At 71.1% G+C, this 17,448-nt stretch carries 17 protein-coding genes; 12 read left to right on the plus strand and 5 right to left on the minus strand.

What is annotated here, in order from left to right:
* Positions 1-127: 127 nt before the first annotated feature.
* Positions 128-1,621, minus strand: a complete 1,494-nt coding sequence (locus tag RCO28_RS29235) for an MFS transporter (protein ID WP_374991274.1) — start codon at positions 1,619-1,621, stop codon at positions 128-130.
* Between the two features lie 102 nt (positions 1,622-1,723).
* On the opposite strand from RCO28_RS29235, the gene RCO28_RS29240 reads away from it, so the two are divergent.
* Complete coding sequence (locus RCO28_RS29240; RefSeq protein ID WP_308944294.1) at positions 1,724-2,575, plus strand: helix-turn-helix transcriptional regulator; 852 nt, start codon at positions 1,724-1,726, stop codon at positions 2,573-2,575.
* Here the strand turns inward: RCO28_RS29240 and RCO28_RS29245 are convergent.
* On the minus strand, positions 2,508-3,083 hold the full coding sequence (locus RCO28_RS29245) for a TetR/AcrR family transcriptional regulator (RefSeq protein WP_308944295.1): 576 nt from the start codon (positions 3,081-3,083) through the stop codon (positions 2,508-2,510). The two genes, RCO28_RS29240 and RCO28_RS29245, sit on opposite strands and share 68 nt — an antisense overlap.
* Before the next feature lie 160 nt (positions 3,084-3,243).
* Here RCO28_RS29245 and RCO28_RS29250 point away from each other — a divergent pair, with 160 nt between their 5' ends.
* On the plus strand, positions 3,244-3,423 hold the full coding sequence (locus RCO28_RS29250) for a hypothetical protein (protein WP_308944296.1): 180 nt from the start codon (positions 3,244-3,246) through the stop codon (positions 3,421-3,423).
* A gap of 5 nt (positions 3,424-3,428) precedes the next feature.
* A complete protein-coding gene (locus tag RCO28_RS29255; protein WP_308944297.1) occupies positions 3,429-3,962 on the plus strand; it encodes a hypothetical protein in 534 nt (177 codons plus the stop codon).
* A gap of 27 nt (positions 3,963-3,989) precedes the next feature.
* Here the strand turns inward: RCO28_RS29255 and RCO28_RS29260 are convergent, their stop codons facing one another.
* Both RCO28_RS29260 and RCO28_RS29265 read right to left on the minus strand, forming a co-directional pair.
* Positions 3,990-4,907 (minus strand): M56 family metallopeptidase, encoded by a 918-nt coding sequence (locus tag RCO28_RS29260; RefSeq protein ID WP_308944298.1) that lies wholly within the window; start codon positions 4,905-4,907, stop codon positions 3,990-3,992.
* Positions 4,904-5,272, minus strand: coding sequence for a BlaI/MecI/CopY family transcriptional regulator (locus tag RCO28_RS29265; protein WP_308944299.1), 369 nt, complete (start codon positions 5,270-5,272; stop codon positions 4,904-4,906). The genes RCO28_RS29260 and RCO28_RS29265 overlap by 4 nt, the downstream gene beginning before the upstream one ends.
* Before the next feature lie 181 nt (positions 5,273-5,453).
* Between RCO28_RS29265 and RCO28_RS29270 the strand changes: the two genes are divergently transcribed.
* The 9 genes from RCO28_RS29270 (at position 5,454) to RCO28_RS29310 (ending at position 16,627) form a co-directional block, all read left to right on the plus strand.
* Positions 5,454-5,924: a DUF6153 family protein gene (locus RCO28_RS29270; protein ID WP_308944300.1), complete on the plus strand. Its 471-nt coding sequence runs from the start codon at positions 5,454-5,456 to the stop codon at positions 5,922-5,924.
* A 94-nt stretch (positions 5,925-6,018) separates the two neighbouring features.
* Positions 6,019-6,669 (plus strand): DUF305 domain-containing protein, encoded by a 651-nt coding sequence (locus tag RCO28_RS29275; protein WP_308944301.1) that lies wholly within the window; start codon positions 6,019-6,021, stop codon positions 6,667-6,669.
* Between the two features lie 138 nt (positions 6,670-6,807).
* Positions 6,808-7,689, plus strand: coding sequence for a F510_1955 family glycosylhydrolase (locus tag RCO28_RS29280; RefSeq protein WP_308944302.1), 882 nt, complete (start codon positions 6,808-6,810; stop codon positions 7,687-7,689).
* A gap of 268 nt (positions 7,690-7,957) precedes the next feature.
* On the plus strand, positions 7,958-8,371 hold the full coding sequence (locus RCO28_RS29285; protein WP_308944303.1) for a hypothetical protein: 414 nt from the start codon (positions 7,958-7,960) through the stop codon (positions 8,369-8,371).
* An 845-nt stretch (positions 8,372-9,216) separates the two neighbouring features.
* A complete protein-coding gene (locus RCO28_RS29290; RefSeq protein WP_308944340.1) occupies positions 9,217-10,287 on the plus strand; it encodes a PLP-dependent cysteine synthase family protein in 1,071 nt (356 codons plus the stop codon).
* Positions 10,284-11,648, plus strand: a complete 1,365-nt coding sequence (locus RCO28_RS29295; RefSeq protein WP_308944304.1) for an MFS transporter — start codon at positions 10,284-10,286, stop codon at positions 11,646-11,648. Before RCO28_RS29290 ends, RCO28_RS29295 begins: the two co-directional genes overlap by 4 nt.
* A gap of 685 nt (positions 11,649-12,333) precedes the next feature.
* Positions 12,334-13,518, plus strand: a complete 1,185-nt coding sequence (locus tag RCO28_RS29300) for an NADH:flavin oxidoreductase (RefSeq protein WP_374991272.1) — start codon at positions 12,334-12,336, stop codon at positions 13,516-13,518.
* 81 nt (positions 13,519-13,599) lie between these two features.
* The gene (locus RCO28_RS29305) at positions 13,600-15,753 is read left to right on the plus strand and encodes a prolyl oligopeptidase family serine peptidase (RefSeq protein ID WP_308944305.1); all 2,154 of its coding nucleotides are present in this window, start codon (positions 13,600-13,602) and stop codon (positions 15,751-15,753) included.
* A 370-nt stretch (positions 15,754-16,123) separates the two neighbouring features.
* A complete protein-coding gene (locus RCO28_RS29310; RefSeq protein WP_308944306.1) occupies positions 16,124-16,627 on the plus strand; it encodes a Rieske (2Fe-2S) protein in 504 nt (167 codons plus the stop codon).
* 96 nt (positions 16,628-16,723) lie between these two features.
* Here the strand turns inward: RCO28_RS29310 and RCO28_RS29315 are convergent, their stop codons facing one another.
* The gene (locus RCO28_RS29315) at positions 16,724-17,359 is read right to left on the minus strand and encodes an isochorismatase family protein (RefSeq protein ID WP_308944307.1); all 636 of its coding nucleotides are present in this window, start codon (positions 17,357-17,359) and stop codon (positions 16,724-16,726) included.
* Positions 17,360-17,448 lie beyond the last annotated feature (89 nt).

Genomic DNA, 17,448 nt, shown 5'->3' on the forward strand with positions numbered 1-17,448 from the left:
AGATTAGCCCGAAGCGGGGGGTTCGCTCGGGCCGTGCACCCTCCTCCATCCACAGCTCCAGCCCCTGACAGCCCGTCACATGAGCGGCGTGAAGGCAGGGCCCGCCGCTCGCAGACCGAGGACGAGATCAGCGCTCCGGTCCGGGCTGCGCTCGACTGCGCGTAACCGCCGGAACCTCTCCCCCTGCGTCGGAGGCGGACGACGGACGATGGGACTTCTTGAGCAACGTCGCTACGAGGACAGCCCCGAGCGCGAGGACGGCGGCGGCGACGGCGAGCGCGAAGGAGAAGCCTTCGGTCGCCGCGCGCAGCCGACCTTCCTCTGCAGCCCGGGCGTCGCTACGGCCCACGGCCAGAGCGACAAGCACCGCCACCCCCACAGCGCCTCCGACCTGTTGGACGGCACTCAGGAGGGCCGAGCCGAGCCCGGCGTTCTCCTCGGTGGTGCCCGTGAGGGCAGCGACGGTCAGGGCAGGCAGGCTCAGCCCGCATCCCAGGCTCGTGACGAGCATGCCGGGCAGGACCCCGGAGGCGTAACTGTCGCTCGGTGCCACCCCGGAGAGCAGCAGCAGTCCGGCAGCGGTGAGCAGGAACGCCCCGACGAGGGCCGGCCGCACGCCGAGCCTGGCCACCGCCCGGGAGGAGAGCCACATGCCCGCGAGGATTCCGGCGCCGTAGGGCAGGTAGGCGAGTCCCGCCGTGAGAGGCCCGTAGCCCAGGACGGTCTGCAGGTGCACCATCAGCAGGAAGGCCATCGCGTACATCGCGGCGGAGAACAACAGGGTCGCCCCGTTGGCGACGGCGCGGAAGCGGAAGGACAGGAACGCCAACGGCACCAGTGGCTCGGCAGTTCGCGCCTCGACCGCGAGGAAAGCGACGGCCAGGAGCCCGGCGAAGCCCAGCGGCCCGACGACGACCGGGTCCGTCCAGCCCAACTCCCCGGTCTGGAGGAGGCCGTAGACCAGTGACACCAGGGCGCCGGTGCCAAGTACCGCACCGGGTACGTCGATTCGGGCCGCGTGCCCGGACCGGCTCTCGGGGACCAGGCGCGGGAGCAGCACGACGGCCACCGCGGCAACCGGCAGGTTGATGAGGAAGATCCAGCGCCAGGAGGCGAGGCCGGTCAACGCACCGGAGATCACCAGTCCCGTCGTGCCGCCCAGAGCCGCGATCCCGCCCCAGATGCCGAACGCCTTGGCGCGCTCCTCGGTGCCGGGGAACAGGAGGGTGATCAGCGCCAGCGCGGCCGGGCTGGCCATCGCCGATCCGGCGCCCTGGACGAACCGCCCGGCCACGAGCTGCCAGGGCTCCTGCGCGAGCCCGCAGACGAGACTCGCAGCGCCGAACAGCACCACCCCGGTCAGGAAGACGAGCCTGCGGCCCAGCAGGTCGGCCATGCGGCCGAACAGCAGCAACAGGCCGCCGAAGGCAAGGAAGTAGGCGTTGACGACCCAGGCCAGACCCGCGCTGCTGAAGCCGAGGTCGTCGCGCACGCTGGGGAGCGCGACACTCACCACGTTGTCGTCCAGGACGAGCATGAACTGTACGAAGCACAACACCACCAGGGCAGGCCCACGACGCCCAACGGCCCGCTTCTCGTGCGTCGTTGGCGCCGGCGTCACGCTGGGTGTGTTTGCCATACGACGACGCTATGCACCCTCCGCGCCGGCCGCGATGCGCTACGAGGCCACGTCATATCGCATCGGGGACATACGCTGGGCGGCATGGCCGATGCCGTCGAAGGCGCCGTCCCGGCAGGCGTGGGCGCGATCGTCGTCGGAAACTTTCCGTTGGCGTCCGGGCAGTGGTTCGTCCCCCACAGCCATCCGCAGCACCAACTGGCATGGGCACGGCGGGGAGTGCTCGGTGTCGCCGTCGGCGAGGACTACTGGGTGCTGCCGCGCACACGGGCCCTCTGGCTGCCCGCCGGGGTCGTCCACCGGACCGGCGCGACCCGCGACGCGGTGCTGTGCAGCCTGTACTTCGAGCCGGACAGATGCGCGCTGGACTGGACGGAACCCACGCCGGTCGGCGTCGACGGTCTCCTCGCCCACCTGATCGCCCACCTCGACCGCAAGAACCTCCCCGACGACGCGCGACTGCGGGCCGAGGCGGTCGTGCTCGACCTGCTGCACCCCCTGCCCGCCACACCCATCGACGTACCGGACCCCACCGACGACCGCGTACGCGCCGTGGCCGACGCGCTGCTAGCCGACCCGGCGGACCCGCGGAGCCTCGAAGCGCACGCGCGGGCCGTCGGGGTGAGCCGACGCACCCTGACCCGGTTGTTCGTTCAGGACACCGGCATGAGTTTTGACCGCTGGCGCACCCATGCACGGCTGCGTGCCGCCCTCCCGCTCCTCGCCGAGGGACAGCCGGTTTCCCGAGTGGCACACGCCGTGGGGTACGCGACACCCAGCGCCTTCCTCGCGGCGTTCCGGCGCACCGTCGGCACCTCCCCCGGCCGCTACCTCAACGGCGACGCTCCGTTCGAGGAAGAGGGCGCCTTCAGCGCACCGGGCGCAGTCCGGCCAGCGTCACGTCGACCAGGCGCTGCACCGCGGCCTTCGACTTGAGCCCGCCGGCTGCCGCGAGGGCGTGCAGGCAGTAGCTCGCGAGTTCGCCCGCGGGGACGTCGTTCCGGATGTCGCCGGATCGTGCACCCTCGGACAGCAGGTCTCGGATGAAGCCCGTCAGGTGTTGCTGCGCCCGCGCGACGTGCTCGCCCTGGTGCAACAGTGCGCCGAGTTCGCCGCCGTGCCCGTGGCGTTGCCGCTGGATGTGCGCGTAGGCCGTGAGAACAGCTTCGAGTCGTTCCTCCGCGCTGCCCGCCCCGTCCCGGAGTTCGCCGAGCTGGTGCAGATGGGCGTGGATCTGGTTCTCGTGCCAGGCGGCCAGGATCGATTCGACGTCGGGGAAGTACTTGTAGAGCGTCGCCCGGCCGATGCCGGACTCTTCGGCGATCTTCGACATGGTCACGCCCCGCAGGCCATGCTCCGCGACCAGCATCGCCGTGGTGTCCAGGACCGTGTCGCGCACCGCACGGCGATGCGCCTCGATCGTCTCGTTCCACAACTTCGGCACGCGCCCACTCTACGTGGCGACCTGGTCGATACAGTATGACTTGACGTAGACAGACTGTCTCGATAAATCTGGCTGCGACAGCGGACGGCGGCGGTCGGCTGCGGCCGGCGGCGGTCGGCTGCGGCCGGCTTCACTGCCGCGTACGACGAAGGAGTTCGCCATGTCTGATTCGCCCACGCCCCAGGACAGTGGTGCGACGCCCGGTCGCGAGCCGGTCCCCGGCACCCCGCGCTGGGTGAAGGTGTCCGGGGCCGTCGCGCTCGCCCTGGTCGTCGCGTTCCTCCTCCTGCACCTCACCGGCAGCGGCTTCGGCAGCGGCATGCACTCCGGCGGTCACTGATGGCCATGGCACCGCGCCTGCGCAAGGCCGCTCTCACCGCCCACGTCATGTGCTCGGTCGGCTGGCTGGGCTCGGTCGCCGTCTTCCTGGCCCTCGCGATCACCGGACTGACCAGCACGGACGGCCAGTTGGCGGGTGCGGTCTACGTTGCGATGGAGGTGACCACCTGGTCGGTGATCGTCCCGCTGAGTCTCGCGTCGCTGTTGACCGGCGTGATCCAGTCACTGGGCACACCTTGGGGTCTGCTGCGGCACTACTGGGTTGTAGTGAAGCTGGCGCTGACCGTGCTGGCCACCGTTCTCCTGCTCGTACACACCCAGCCGATCGCCTACGTGGCGGACATGGCGGCGGGTTCAGCGGTTACCGGCGCCGAGCTGGGCGGGCTGAGGGTGCAGCTCGTCGCTGACGCGGCCGCCGCACTGCTGGTGCTGCTGACGACCACGGCTCTCTCGGTCTTCAAGCCCCAGGGCAGGACCCGCTACGGATGGCGCAAGCGGCGGGAGCAGGGCCAGTCCTCCGCGGTGATGGGCGCTGTGTGAGGGTGCGGGCTGAGCGGCGTACCCGGATCAGACCGCGTGCCCGCACGTGAACAGCAGCGGGAGCAGCGGAGCCGCCACCGAGGCCACCACGACCCCCACCCAGGTCGCGCGGCGGGGCCGCGCCTGCGGGGTGAGGATGCGGCGCAGCCGGATGAGCGCGCCGGGGCCGCCCGCCCCCATGGCCGCCTGAGGCGCGGGCCCCGGGCCGACCTCGCACATCGCTGTGGCCAGCTCCTCACGTGCGTGGAACCGCAGCGCGTGGTCGTCGGCGGCCATCTCCAGGAGCAGTGGCGTCTGCTGCCTTGCGTGCCGGGCGAGCGGCAGCCCGGGGAAGGCCCGGCCAAACGCCTCCGTCACCAGGAGAAACAAATGGTGCCGCCCCTCGATGTGCGCCCGCTCGTGTGCGAGAACGGCCCGCAGCTGCGGGCCGGACAGGACGTCCAGGGCGCCCCGGGTGACGACCACCCGACAGGCGCGCCCCGGCAGGCAGTAGACCGCGGGGGCGTCGTGCTCCACGATCGTGGCGTCGTACGCGGCTGCCGGGCTGCCGACCAGAGCCAGCATGTCGAGTTGACGCTGCCGGGCCCGGCGCGACCTCCTCGCCGTGCGGAGCAGCCACCCCAGAGGCAGCAACACGATGATCGCCGGGCCGAGGAGGGCGGCGACGTCACTGAACGCGGGCGTCATATCGCCCGCGCGAGCCTCGGCCACCACGCCGCAGGCGCTGAGCAGCCCCAGCAGGCCGCTGTGCACGTGCTGCTGCTCGGCCAGGACCACGTGGTTCAGCGCCAAGGCGGCGGACACGACGAAGGACACGATCAGGCCCAGCCACGCGAGCACCGCGACGGTCGGGGCCTGGTGCGCCCAGCGCGCCCGCACCAGGAGATACGGGACGACAGCACCCACCAGAAGGGCGTAGCAGGTCAGCGTCACAGCGGTGCTCATGCGTCGCCCCGTCGCTTCGCCGCCCTCAGCGCGCCCCTGAGGGCATCGGCCTCCTCGGAAGACATCTGCTCCACGAAGCTGAGGAGGGCACCCGCCGGGTCCGGGTTGCTGCCCAGGGCCTCCTGCATGAGCGCGGCCGTGTACTGCTGCCGGGTGCAGGTGGGCTCGTACACCCAGGCCCTGCCCTCCTTCTCGCGCCGCAGCATGCCCTTGCGGTGGAGGATCTCGGCCACGGTCTTGACCGTGCTGTAGGCGACGGGGCGCTTCTTGTTGATGTCGGTCAGCACATCGCGCGCGGTCGCCGGCCTGCCCCAGGCCCATAGGCGGTTCATGATCTCCGCCTCCAGCTCACCCAGCTGACGCAACGCCGCTCCTTCCGCTCCCGGAGTCCGGCCCGCTCGCCCCTCCAGCACCCACGACCAGTCATCGTAGTCACCGGATTCGCCCACGCCGGGGCTCGTACCTGCTCGTACCGGAGGCCGGGTACCGGTCCCGTGCCGCGCACTTGCAGTCGCTTAGGTAGCCTCGGCAGCGGAGGTTCCAGCGATGAGCGTGAGCAAGTACGTACGAGCGGGCGGTGCCCTTGCGCACCTTCTGCTGGTCGTCGTGCTCGCGTTCGGTGTGTTCGTGATGCACACCGTCGGGCATCCGGACGAGTCCTCGGGGGGCGGGATGAGCGCTGGAGCGCACTCGTCCGCCCCGCACGGCGATGCCGCCCTCGACGTGGCTACGACCGATGCGGCCATGACTACGGCTGCTGCCGGTGCTGCCGGGCACGAGTCCGCCAACGCCCAGCACCAGTCGGCGGACGAACCCGCCTCCGGTATGGCGATGGACATGGCGTCGCTCTGCGTCGCGGTGCTCGGTGTCTGGGCGCTCGCGGCGCTGCTGTACGCGGCGTTCGCACGCCGTCCCGCGTGGCTGGCGGACCTCCTCGCGCGGGCCGTCGTCGCGCTGCGGCCCAACGCGCCGCCACCGAGACCGGATCTCACCCAGCTGTCAGTCCTGCGGATTTAGGCCGAACCGTCAGCGCGGGCGCGCTTCGTGCTGCCTCGCGCACTCCGACGTACGGCGAACAGACCTGCAGTACCGACACCAGAGGTGTATCGACATGAGCTCCATCAACCGCATTCGCACGGCCCGCCGCCGTATCGCGCTCGTCGGCGTGGTCGCCGCCGGATCCCTGCTGCTCGCCGCGTGCGGCAACGGCGACGGCATGGACGGCATGGACCACGGCTCGGACTCCACCGCCGCGGCGTCCAAGGAGCCCGGCAAGGACACGAACGCTTCCGCCGACTTCAACGACGCGGACGTCACCTTCGCCCAGGGCATGATCCCCCACCACCAGCAGGCCATCGAGATGTCCGAGCTGGCCGAGACCCGCGCCTCCGACCCGGAGGTCAAGAAGCTCGCCGGGCAGATCAAGAAGGCCCAGGACCCGGAGATCAAGACCCTTCAGGGCTGGCTGAAGTCCTGGGGCCAGCCCACCGAAATGGACTCCGGCATGGACCACTCCGAGCACGGTGGCATGAGCGGCATGATGTCCGAGCAGGACATGAAGGACCTCGAGGCCGCCAAGGGCGCGAAGTTCGACCGCGCCTTCGCCGAGATGATGATCGAGCACCACAACGGCGCGATCGAGATGGCCGAGGACGAGAAGAAGAACGGCAAGAGCGCGGACGCGAAGAAGATGGCCGACGCCATCATCAAGGGCCAGTCCGCCGAGGTCGACCAGTTCGAGAAGATCCTCGACCGGATCTGACCCTCGCCCCTCGCCATACCGGCAGACCGCCTGGGCTCCGCGCTTGCCCCGTCCGGCAGCGCGGGCCCGGGCGGGTACCGGGCACCCGAGCCTCCACGCGCCGCAGGGATGCGCGCCCTCCACACTTCTGAAGGACCCATGAACAAGCGCCATGCAGCCGTCGCGGCCGCAGCACTCCCCCTCGCCTTCGTCCTGGCCGGCTGCGTCGGCGACGGCCGGAAAGAGTCCGGCTCGTCCGGCGGGGATCAGCCCTCCGACGTGACGATCAGCCACATCCACGGCCTCGGTCTCGACCCGTCCGACCAGCGCCTGTACGTCGCCACCCACGAAGGCGTCTACACCCCGGACTCCGACGGCAAGCCCAGGCTGGTGGGCGACAGCAAGGACGACTTCATGGGCTTCACCGTCGCCCAGAAGAACACCTTCTACGCCAGCGGCCACCCCGCACCGGACGCGGAAGGCCACGCCGACAAGGGGCTCATCCGGAGCACCGACGGCGGCAAGACCTGGAAGTCGCTCTCCCTGTCCGGCGAGTCCGACTTCCACGCCCTGGACTACGCCCACGACACCGTTTACGGCTACGACGCCACCAACGGCCTGCTGCGCACCAGCAAGGACGGTGTCGCCTGGAAGGACGGCGCCGAACTCCAGGCCCTCGACATAGCCGTCTCCCCCAAGGACCCCGGCCTTGTCCTCGCCACCACCGCCGAGGGGATCGCTCGCAGCACCGACGGCGGCAAGACCTTCGCCAAGGGCAAGCAGCCGGCCCTGGCGTTCGTCTCCTGGCAGGCGGACGACGCCCTGTACGGCATCGACCCAACCGGCGCCGTGCACCTCAGCAGCGACGGCGGCTCGACCTGGAAGAAGGCCGGCACCGTGCCCGGCGGACAGCCCCAGGCCCTGACCGCGGTGGGCACCGACCGCGTCCTGGCCGCCACCCAGAACGGCGTCTACGAATCGAAGGACGGCGGCCAGTCGTTCACGAAGCGGCTCGCTGTGGAGTCCACCGGCGGGCACTGAGCGCGCGAACCGGCAGGCGGACTCCCAGCTCGGCCAGAGGTGCGGCCATGTCCAGCGGACTGCGCCCCCGCCCCGCATATGTGCATGCTGAACAACACCGTTGGGCGTTTGAGTCTCTAATTCAGTCAGGTTTCGGCCACTTCCAGACCGCCACAATCCGAGATAGCCGCGAACATCCCATCTGCGAGGCGACTGACGTCGGCCAATTCGCACACTGTTCAACCGAGTTGATTGTGCAGCACGCGTGAATTGCCGCTACGATCACGGCATGGTCACGGCCACCCGGACAACGTCACCGCTCCGGGCCCGCGCGCAACTGGCGGGCCCGTTGCGGCTGTTCTGGTTTGGCGTGATCATTCTGAGCCTGTTGTATACGCATGGCGTGAGCAGCGAAACCTCCGCGCACCATGTCGCGCCCAGCGCCTCCGCGGCGGCCACAACGCCGGCCGTGCAGAACGAACATGGCGTCGCCCCCGCCGAACATGACGGCGAATCGGATGATCACGCAGCAGAGGAATGCCTCTCGGGCCAACCTCAGCAGGGCGTTGACCTGCCGGCTCCGTGCTCGACGCCGCTCGACGGCGTTCACCCCACTCCTGTCAGCTCCCTCGCGAACTCCCGCTCGGCCGACGTCACCGACTCGTCCCCAGCAGGGAGAGATCCAGCGATTCTCCGGATCTAGGCCGATCCGCGACAAGCAGGTCACCCCGCCTCGGTCAGCGCCGCCGAAACGGCACTTCTGCCGTCGGGCTATTCCGACCTGTTCCTGGTGACCGAAATATCGCTCTGCCTGCGCATATAAGGCGCCGGCAAGAAGTCGATTCCTTTGGGCACCCACTTCTGTCGTCCGACCGACCTTCCTGGCCGCTCACTTCGGTCTCCGAATACGCGGCTTGCCGTACGGAGTGCTGTGACGAACTTCTCCCCTGCCCAACCCCTCTTGGGAAGTCCTTCAGTACGCAATTCTGCGTACACACAGGGCCACGCCCCGGCCATTCCCATGGCGCCATCGCGCTTCCGGTCGTGGCTTCTCCTGGGCGGCCTTCTACTCGCCCTCGCCGCCTGCCTACTGCCTGCCGCAAGCGGCGAACATGCCGCCCCCTCGCGGCCGGTGCTGTCCGCGTCCACCGACGTCGCATCACCGCAGGACGGCTCGTCCCCACACCACGAGCCCGCCTGCGAGGTCCTTCCTCACGCCGGTCAGGGCACGTCGGCCCCGCAGCCGTGGGCTCTCGACTCCCTGCCGCTCGCTGCCCTGGCTCACGCGCCGGCCGAGCCCGAAGCACAGCCCTCCGCCAGCCGCGCCTCCCGCATACCGCTGAGTGCCCGAAGAGCCCATTCCCGCCTCTGCCGGTGGCTCATCTAGGCCACTCCGCGCGTGCTGCCGCACGCATCGAGCGACCTTCAACCCCCGGCACGTAGAGCGAAAGCGAAGCCATGCGATCCCAGACCTTCACGGTCTCCACCGACTCGACCTCCTCCCGCACCGGACCCGTACCCACCGCGACGCTGCCACGCGGTCAAGGAATGTCCGGCCTCGTCGGCAACACCCCCGTCCTGCACGTCTCCGAACCCCTGGCCCCGGCCGGCCGCGGGTTCTGGGCCAAGCTCGAGGGCTTCAACCCCGGCGGCATCAAGGATCGCCCCGGCCTGCACATGGTCGAACGCGCCCGTGCACGTGGCGAGTTGAAGCCCGGCCGCCGCATCATCGAGTCCACCAGCGGCACCCTCGGACTGGGGCTCGCCCTGGCCGGGATGGTCTACGGCCACCCGGTCACCCTGGTCACCGACCCGGGCCTTGAGCGGTCCATGACCCAGCTCCTTACCGCGTACGGAGCGCAGATCAACATGGTCTCCGAGCCGCACCCGACCGGCGGCTGGCAGCAGGCCCGCTGCGCACGCGTGGCCCAACTGCTCAAGCAGTACCCCGACTCCTGGAGCCCGGACCAGTACAGCAACCCGGACAACGTGTCCGCGTACACCCCGCTCGCCCTTGAGCTGGCTTCCCAACTGGGCCACATCGACGTCCTGGTGTGCAGCGTCGGCACCGGCGGCCACTCCGCCGGCGTCTCCCGTGTCCTGAAGCAGCTCTACCCCGAGCTGAAGCAGGCCGGCGTCGACACCGTCAACTCGACCCTCTTCGGGCAGACCGCCGGGCCCCGGCTCATGCGCGGCCTCGGCAGCAGCATCCGCCCCCGCAACGTCGCCTACGAGAACTTCTCCGAGGTGCACTGGGTAGCCCCGGCCGAGGCCGTGTGGACCTGCCGCCAGCTCGCCACCTCGCACTACGCCACCGGCGGCTGGAGCGTCGGCGCCGTCGCACTCGTGGCCGGCTGGCTGGCCCGCACCCTGCCCGCGGACACCCGGATCGCGGCGATCTTCCCCGACGGCCCGCAGCGCTACCTCGGCACGGTCTACGACGACGACTACTGCGCCGCACACGGACTGCTCGACTTCCCGCCGGACCCCGAACCGGACGTGATCGGGCAGCCCGACGAGAAGCAGGTCAGCCGCTGGACCCGGTGCACCGAAGTCGTCGACCCACTGGCCCTCGCCGAACAGGCGGACGGCTCCGGCGCGGAGGAGGAGAGCAAGTGAAGGGCACCGTCGCGCAGGTGCGCACCTACCCATCCAGCGTGCAACTGCTGATGGTGAACCAGTTCACCATCAACCTCGGCTTCTACATGCTGATGCCGTACCTGGCCCAGCACCTGTCCGGATCGCTCGGGCTCGCCGGCTGGACCGTCGGACTCATCCTGGGCGTAAGGAACTTCAGCCAGCAGGGCATGTTCCTGGTCGGTGGCACGCTGGCCGACCGGCTCGGCTACAAGCCCATGATCATCGCCGGACTCGTCCTGCGCATCGTCGGCTTCGCCACCCTCGGCCTTGTCGACTCCGTCCCCGCCCTGCTGGCCGCCTCCGCCGCCACTGGCCTCGCCGGAGCCCTTTTCAATCCGGCCGTCAGGGCATACGTATCGGTAGAGACGGGGGACCGCCGGGTCGAGGCGTTCGCGTTGTTCAACGTCTTCTACCAGGCAGGCATCCTGCTCGGCCCGCTGGTCGGCATGCTCCTGACCGGCGTCGACTTCAGCGTCACCTGCCTCGTTGCGGCCGGGATCTTCGCATTCCTGAGCGTCGTCCAGATGCGCGCCCTGCCCGCCCGCAGGGCAGACGACGCACCGAACGCACAGAACCCGCAAGCGGCGCAGAGCTCGAAGCACGCTCGGGGCGCCAAGCGCGGGCGGCACGCGAGGCCAACCCAGGAGAGCGTGCTTTCGCAGTGGCGAGGGATCGTGGCCAACAGGCCGTTCCTGCTGTTCTCGGTGGCCATGATCGGCTTCTACGTCCTGCAGTTCCAGGTCTACCTCTCCCTGCCGCTGGAGGTCCGACGGCTCGGCGGAGACGGGGAGTTCGGCACTGCGGCGGTGGCGGTGATGTTCGCGGTCTCGGGCCTGAGCACGATCCTCTTCCAGACCAAGGTGACCGCCTGGTGCAAGGCCCGCATGGAGGCCGGTCAGGCGCTGAGCCGGGGGCTGTTCATCATGGGCCTGGCGTTCGTGCCGCTGATCGTGCCCACCCTGGTCCCTGTGCCGGACGGTGGCATGGTGCTGTGGCTGCTCGCCGCCGCGCCGCCGACGCTCGCCGCGGTCCTGCTGGCAGTGGGCACGATGATTGCGTACCCCTTCGAGATGGACACCATCGTCCGGCTCTCCGGTGACCGGCTGGTCGCCACTCACTACGGGCTCTACAACACCATCTGCGGCATCGGCATCACCCTCGGCAACCTGGGCACCGGCGCCGCCCTCGACTCGGCCCGAGCTGCAGGCATGGCTGCGATCCCGTGGCTCGCGCTGACCGCCCTGGGCATCGCCTGCGCCACCGCCCTGTACGGGCTGCACCGCACCGGCCGCCTGGTGCCGCCCGTACCGGATCCGCAGCCCGAGCCCGTGAAGGTCTGACCACCACGAGATCCTGACTCGACGGCCCCGTGGGAGAGGGGCGGGCAGCACCACATGACCCGCCCTTCCACCCGGCCGCGCCCAGTTCTCCCAGGAGTCACAGGCGATGATCAACGGACCTGCTGCGCCGACCGGAGTCGACCCGCAGACCCCTCCGGGCGTCGCCGCTTACGTACCGGGGCGCCCCTCCTGACGCTTCCGCTCACCGCCGGCTAACCGAAACTGAGGGGCAGGAGACAAGCCCGGAGACCGGGACGACTCCCCATTGTCGGGGAGGCCGTGGGGAGTTCCGGCTGCATAGACACGTGCGAACCTGAAGGCCCCGGAAAGGAGCATCGCCGCAGGTCAGACGTATGGCGGCGCTCGAACCAGCAGGTCAGCGCCGCCACATGGGGAAGTACATGACCTACGTCCCGAGATCGTCGGCCTCGACGATGCCGGGGAGCGAGCCGCCCTCACGCAAGGGCGTGACGTAGCGGGTGGCTGTGACTTCGGTGAGCATCCGCCCAGGCTATGCCCGGACCGGGCAGCGGACGCCCGCAGGCCCGCGGCCGCATGCGCACAGCCATGGCAATCGACGGCGCGAGCGGCTACAGATGTGGCCTGCACACAACCTGCACCGCCCCCGGCACCGCCCCGGCACCGCCCCCGGCACCGCCCCCGGCACCGCGCCCCAGGAGGTTGCATGTCCGCCAAGCCGATCCCCGATGTGGTCCCCGACGTGCTGTCGCCGGGCACCATCGGTCCGCTGACCCTCCGGAACCGCACAATCAAGGCCGCGACCTTCGAAGGGCGCAGCGACGGCGGCCTCGTCACCGACTCGCTCATCAGGTTCCACCGGGAGGTGGCGGCGGGCGGCGTGGGCATGACCACCGTCGCCTACTGCGCGGTCGCGCCCGAGGGACGTACGCAGTACCACCAGATCTGGATGCGGCCCGAAGCTGTCCCGGGGCTGCGGCGGCTCACGGACGCCGTGCACGCCGAAGGGGCGGCCGTGTCGGCGCAGATCGGTCACGCCGGGCCGGTCGCGAACCCCCGGTCGAACCGGATGGCCGCCCTGGGACCGAGCCGACGTTTCAACCAACTGGGCGCGCAGCTGACCCGCGCCGCGACCGAGGAGGACATCGACCGCATCGCCCGGGCCCACGGCGAGGCGGCGCTGCTGGCCGTCGAGTCCGGGTTCGACGCGGTCGAGGTCCACCTCGGGCACAACTATTTCGCCAGCTCGTTCCTCAGCCCGCGGATCAACAGGCGCCGGGACGGATTCGGCGGATCGCTCGACAACCGCGCGAAGGTGGCCCGCTCCGCGGTGCGGGCGGTGCGCGACGCGGTCGGTGACCGGATCGCGATCCTGGCCAAGTTCAACATGGACGACGGAGTCGCGGGCGGCCTCTGGCTCGACGAATCGCTCCAGGTCGCGCGCTGGATAGAGGCCGACGGCAGCGTCGACGCACTGGAGTTGACCGTCGGCAGCTCCCTGCTCAACCCCATGTACCTGTTCAAGGGCGACGCCCCGGTCCGGGACTTCGCGGCGGCGCTGCCGCAGCCGCAGCGCCTGGGCGTCCGCCTCCTCGGCCGGGCGTTCCTGCGCGAGTACCCCTACCGTGACGCGTTCCTGCTCGAGGAGGCCCGCCAGTTCCGGGCCGCCCTCGGGCTGCCGCTCGTCCTGCTCGGCGGCATCACCGATCGGACCGTCATGGATCTGGCGATGGCGGAGGGCTTCCCGTTCGTCGCCATGGCCCGCGCACTCCTGCGTGAACCCGACCTGGTCAACCGGATCAGCCGGGACGGCTCGGCCCGTTCCCTGTGCGTCCACTGCAACAAGTGCATGCCGACCAATTTCTCCGGTACGCGCTGCGTCCTGGCGTGATCCACCGGCGTACCGCGCCACTCCGCCCCCTCGCGGAGAGTGGGCTGTCCGAACCGGCCGTTCCCTGTCACAGTGCCCGCCATGGAATCAGCACCCGCCCCGTCGACCGCGCCCGCCGTGGAGTCACCGGACTTTCCCCTGCAGTTCGCCCGCACCCGCCGCTTCACGCTCGGGGCGCCGCGCGCCTTCACGGTCTCGCCGGACGGGAGACGGGTGCTGTTCCTACGGTCGAAGGGCGGCACGGACGCGGTGAGCCGCCTGTGGGTGCACGAGGACGGGGCGGAGCGGGTGCTCGCCGACCCGATGGTGCTCAACCGGAACGGTGCGGTGCCACCGGAGGAGCGGGTACGGCGGGAGCGGGCCCGGGAGCTGTCGGAGGGCATCGTGGCGTACGCCTGCGACCGGCACGCGCGCGTGGTGGCGTTTTCGCTGAACGGTGCCCTGTGGGTGGTCTCGTCCGACGGCGGCCTGCCGCAGCGGGTGCCGACGGCCGGGCCGGTGGTCGACCCGCGCCCCTCACCGGACGGCACGCGCGTCGCGTACGTATCGCGGGGCGCGCTGCGGGTGGTGGGCGTCGACGGTACGGACGAACGGGCCCTTGCCGTGCCGGAGTCCGCCGACGTGACGTACGGGCTCGCCGATCACACGGCCGCCGAGTCCCTCGGCAGGGACCGCGCGTACTGGTGGTCGCCGGACGGTGCGGCGCTGCTCGTGGCGCGCGTGGACCACGGCCCCGTACAGCGCTGGTATCAGTCGGACCCGGTGCGTCCGGAGCGGCCGCCGCGGACGTTCCGGTATCCGGCGGCGGGCACCGCCAACGCGATCACCACGTTGCGGGTGGTGCCGCTGTCCGGTGAGCCGGTGGACGTGCGGCTGCCCGCCGCCGCGGACGCGGACGGGCGACCGGAGGACGCGTGGACGGACCCGGCCTTCGAGTACGTCACGCGGGTCTCGTGGGACGCGCACGGCCCGCTGGCCGCCGTGCTCACCCGCGACCAGCGCACGGAGTACGTCTGCGCCCTCGACCCGGCCACCGGCGCCGCCGAGGTGCTGCACCGGCGGCACGACGCGCCCTGGGTGACGGCCCTGCCCGGCACACCCGCACGCACCGCGTCGGGCGCCCTGGTCGTGCCCCGCGCGGTGGGCGATACGGACGGCCTGGAGGTCGACGGGGTCGCCGTCACCCCGGAAGGGCTGCACGCGCGCGTGGTGCTCGGCACGGTCGGCGAACAGGTGCTGTTCACGGCGAGCGAGGACCCGGAAGAGACGCATGTGTGGTCGTACGAGAAGGGCCGCGGCTGTGAGCGGATCAGCGAGGTCCCGGGCCTGCACACCGCCGTGGCCGACGGCCCGCTGCTCGTCCTGGAGAGCCGGACACCGGAGGGCGACGCGGTGCGGCTGCTGCGCGCGGGCGCCGAGGCGGGCCGGATCGAGACGCTCACGGACCGTCCGGTCGTACGTCCCGCTCCGCTCCGACTCCGGCTCGGCGGACGGGAGTTGCGCAGTCGGCTGTTTCTGCCGACGGGCCACGAGCCCGGCAGCGGGCGGCTTCCGGTGCTGCTCAGCCCGTACTCGGGTCCCGGCGTGCAGCTCGTGGTGCGGGCCCGCACCTGGCCGTCGGCGGTGTGCCAGTGGTTCGCCGACCAGGGCTTCGCCGTCCTCGTCACGGACGGGCGGGGCACTCCGGGGCGGGGCCGGGCGTGGGAACGGGCCGTCCACGGCGACCAGTTGACGCCCGTACTCGACGACCAGGTGGCGGCGCTGCACGCGGCGGCCGAGGAGTATCCGGACCTCGATCTGGACCGGGTGGCGATCCGTGGCTGGTCGTTCGGCGGCTATCTGGCGGCGGGGGCGGTGCTGCTGCGCCCCGACGTGTTCCACGCGGCGGTCGCGGGCGCGGCGACGGCCGACCAGCGGCTGTACGACACGTACTGGAAGGAGCGCTTCCTGGGGCATCCGGGCGTGCGGCCGGAGATCTATGACGAGGCCTCACTCCTCACGCACGCGCACCGCCTCACGCGCCCCCTGCTGCTGGTCCACGGACTCGCCGACGATAACGTGGTGGCCGCCCACGTGCTGCGGTTCTCCGCGGCGCTGCTCGCGGCCGGGCGCCCGCACGGGGTGCTGCCGCTGCCGACGGCCACGCACGTCCCGAGCGGCGAGGGCGTGGCCGACATGCTGCTCCGGCACGAACTCACCTTCCTGCGGGACGCCCTTGGGGAGGGGAAGCCGTAAGGCGTGCGGGACTGCGGGGCTGCGGGCTTGCGAAGCTGCGTGTGGGGCCTGCACGGCTCCGTCTGGGGCCTGCGCGCCTCCATGCGGGGCTTGCGCGGCTCCGCGTGTTGGCCCCGCACGCCTCGCGGAGGCCGCGCCGCTGCACCCGACCGGCGGCACCCGTCGCGACTGTAGGGGCGCGGGTTGGTCCGGCGTCCGTGCGTCCTCTGGATTTCACGGCGCGGGCATTGGAACGTTGAACCACATCGCGGAGCGCGACGTACCCCTCGGCGGGGCTGGTCAAGGCCTCACCGTCGCGTGCGCCCCGCACCCGCCGGACGTCTCGGGTCCGGTCAACGCTCCGGACCTCAAATCCCGCATGGAGGATGGCATGGCCGCATCGCAGGACACCCCTCGCCCCGACCCCGCCCGGCGCACCGTCGTGGCAGCCGTGGGCGTGGCAGGTCTGGCCGCAGCCGTGACGGCGTGCGGCGGATCGGACGACTCGGGTTCCGAGGGAGGCACCGGCGGCACCGACACGGGCACCCCGACCGAAGGCGCCCCCGACTCTCCGACGGGCGGCGCGACGGAGGAGACCGGCGGCGGAGGCGCCCCGCTCGCCAAGACCTCCGACATCCCCGAGGGCGGCGGCAAGATCTTCAAGGAGCAGAAGGTCGTCGTCACCCAACCGGCCGCCGGCGAGTTCAAGGCCTTCTCGGCCACCTGCACGCACCAGGGCTGTGTCGTGGGGAGCGTCTCGGGCGGCACGATCAACTGCCCGTGCCATGGCAGCAAGTTCGCGGTGGCGGACGGCGCCGTGGAGAACGGCCCGGCGACGCGCCCGCTGCCCAGCGAGAAGATCGAGGTCTCGGGTGAGGAGATCAGGCTGCTCTGACGGGCGGCGCGGGTTCCATGGCCACCGGGCGGGCGGGGCGCGAGTCGAGCGCCCCGCCCGCCCGTCCGCGTCCGCCCAGGTACGACCCGGCCCCTCCTACCGCGCGCCCTTCCAGACCCCCACCACATCCTCGGTGGTCGTCACCGTCGCGACGAGCGAGAGCGTGTTGCGGACCACCACCGGCGTGTAGTCGGCCGGCACCCCCGCGATCGCATCGGCGGGGACGACCGCCGTGTAGCCGAGGTTGACCGCGTCGAACACGGCATTGGGGATGGCGACGTTGGCCGAGACGCCCGTGACGATCAGCGTGCGGCAGCCGAGATTCCGCAGGAGCGGGTCGACGTCGGTGCCCGCGATCGGCGAGAGCCCGTGCAGTCGCCGTACGACGAGATCCTCCTCGGCGACCTCGATCGGCGGCGCCACCCGGACCGCCCGCGTACCGGACAACTGCTGCACCGGCAGGCGCTCCGCCGCGCGGAAGAGCCGGGCGTTGCGTCCCGCGCCCCGGCCGTCCGGCCGCCGCTCCGCCACCGCGTGCAGCACCTGGACCGAGGCGGCGTGCGCGGCCGCCACCAGGCGCGCGACGTTGTCGAGTGCGCCCGACTCTCTTGCCTCGCGGGCCAGTTCGGGAAGCGCGCTGTCCTCGCCGACGACGCCCTGCTGGCATTCCACAGTGAGCAGCGCGGTGGTGGCGGGATCGAGGAGTTCGGCGAGCTGTGCGCTGGACGGCATGATTCCCCCTGCTGTCTCGGTGACCTGCCTACTGTCTCGGTGACCTGCTGCCTCGGTGACCTTCGCTGACCGTACGAGCGGACGGCGGT

Origin of the sequence: Streptomyces sp. LHD-70, assembly GCF_031157275.1 — a bacterium.
In the GTDB taxonomy this organism is placed as follows: Bacteria; Actinomycetota; Actinomycetes; order Streptomycetales; family Streptomycetaceae; genus Streptomyces.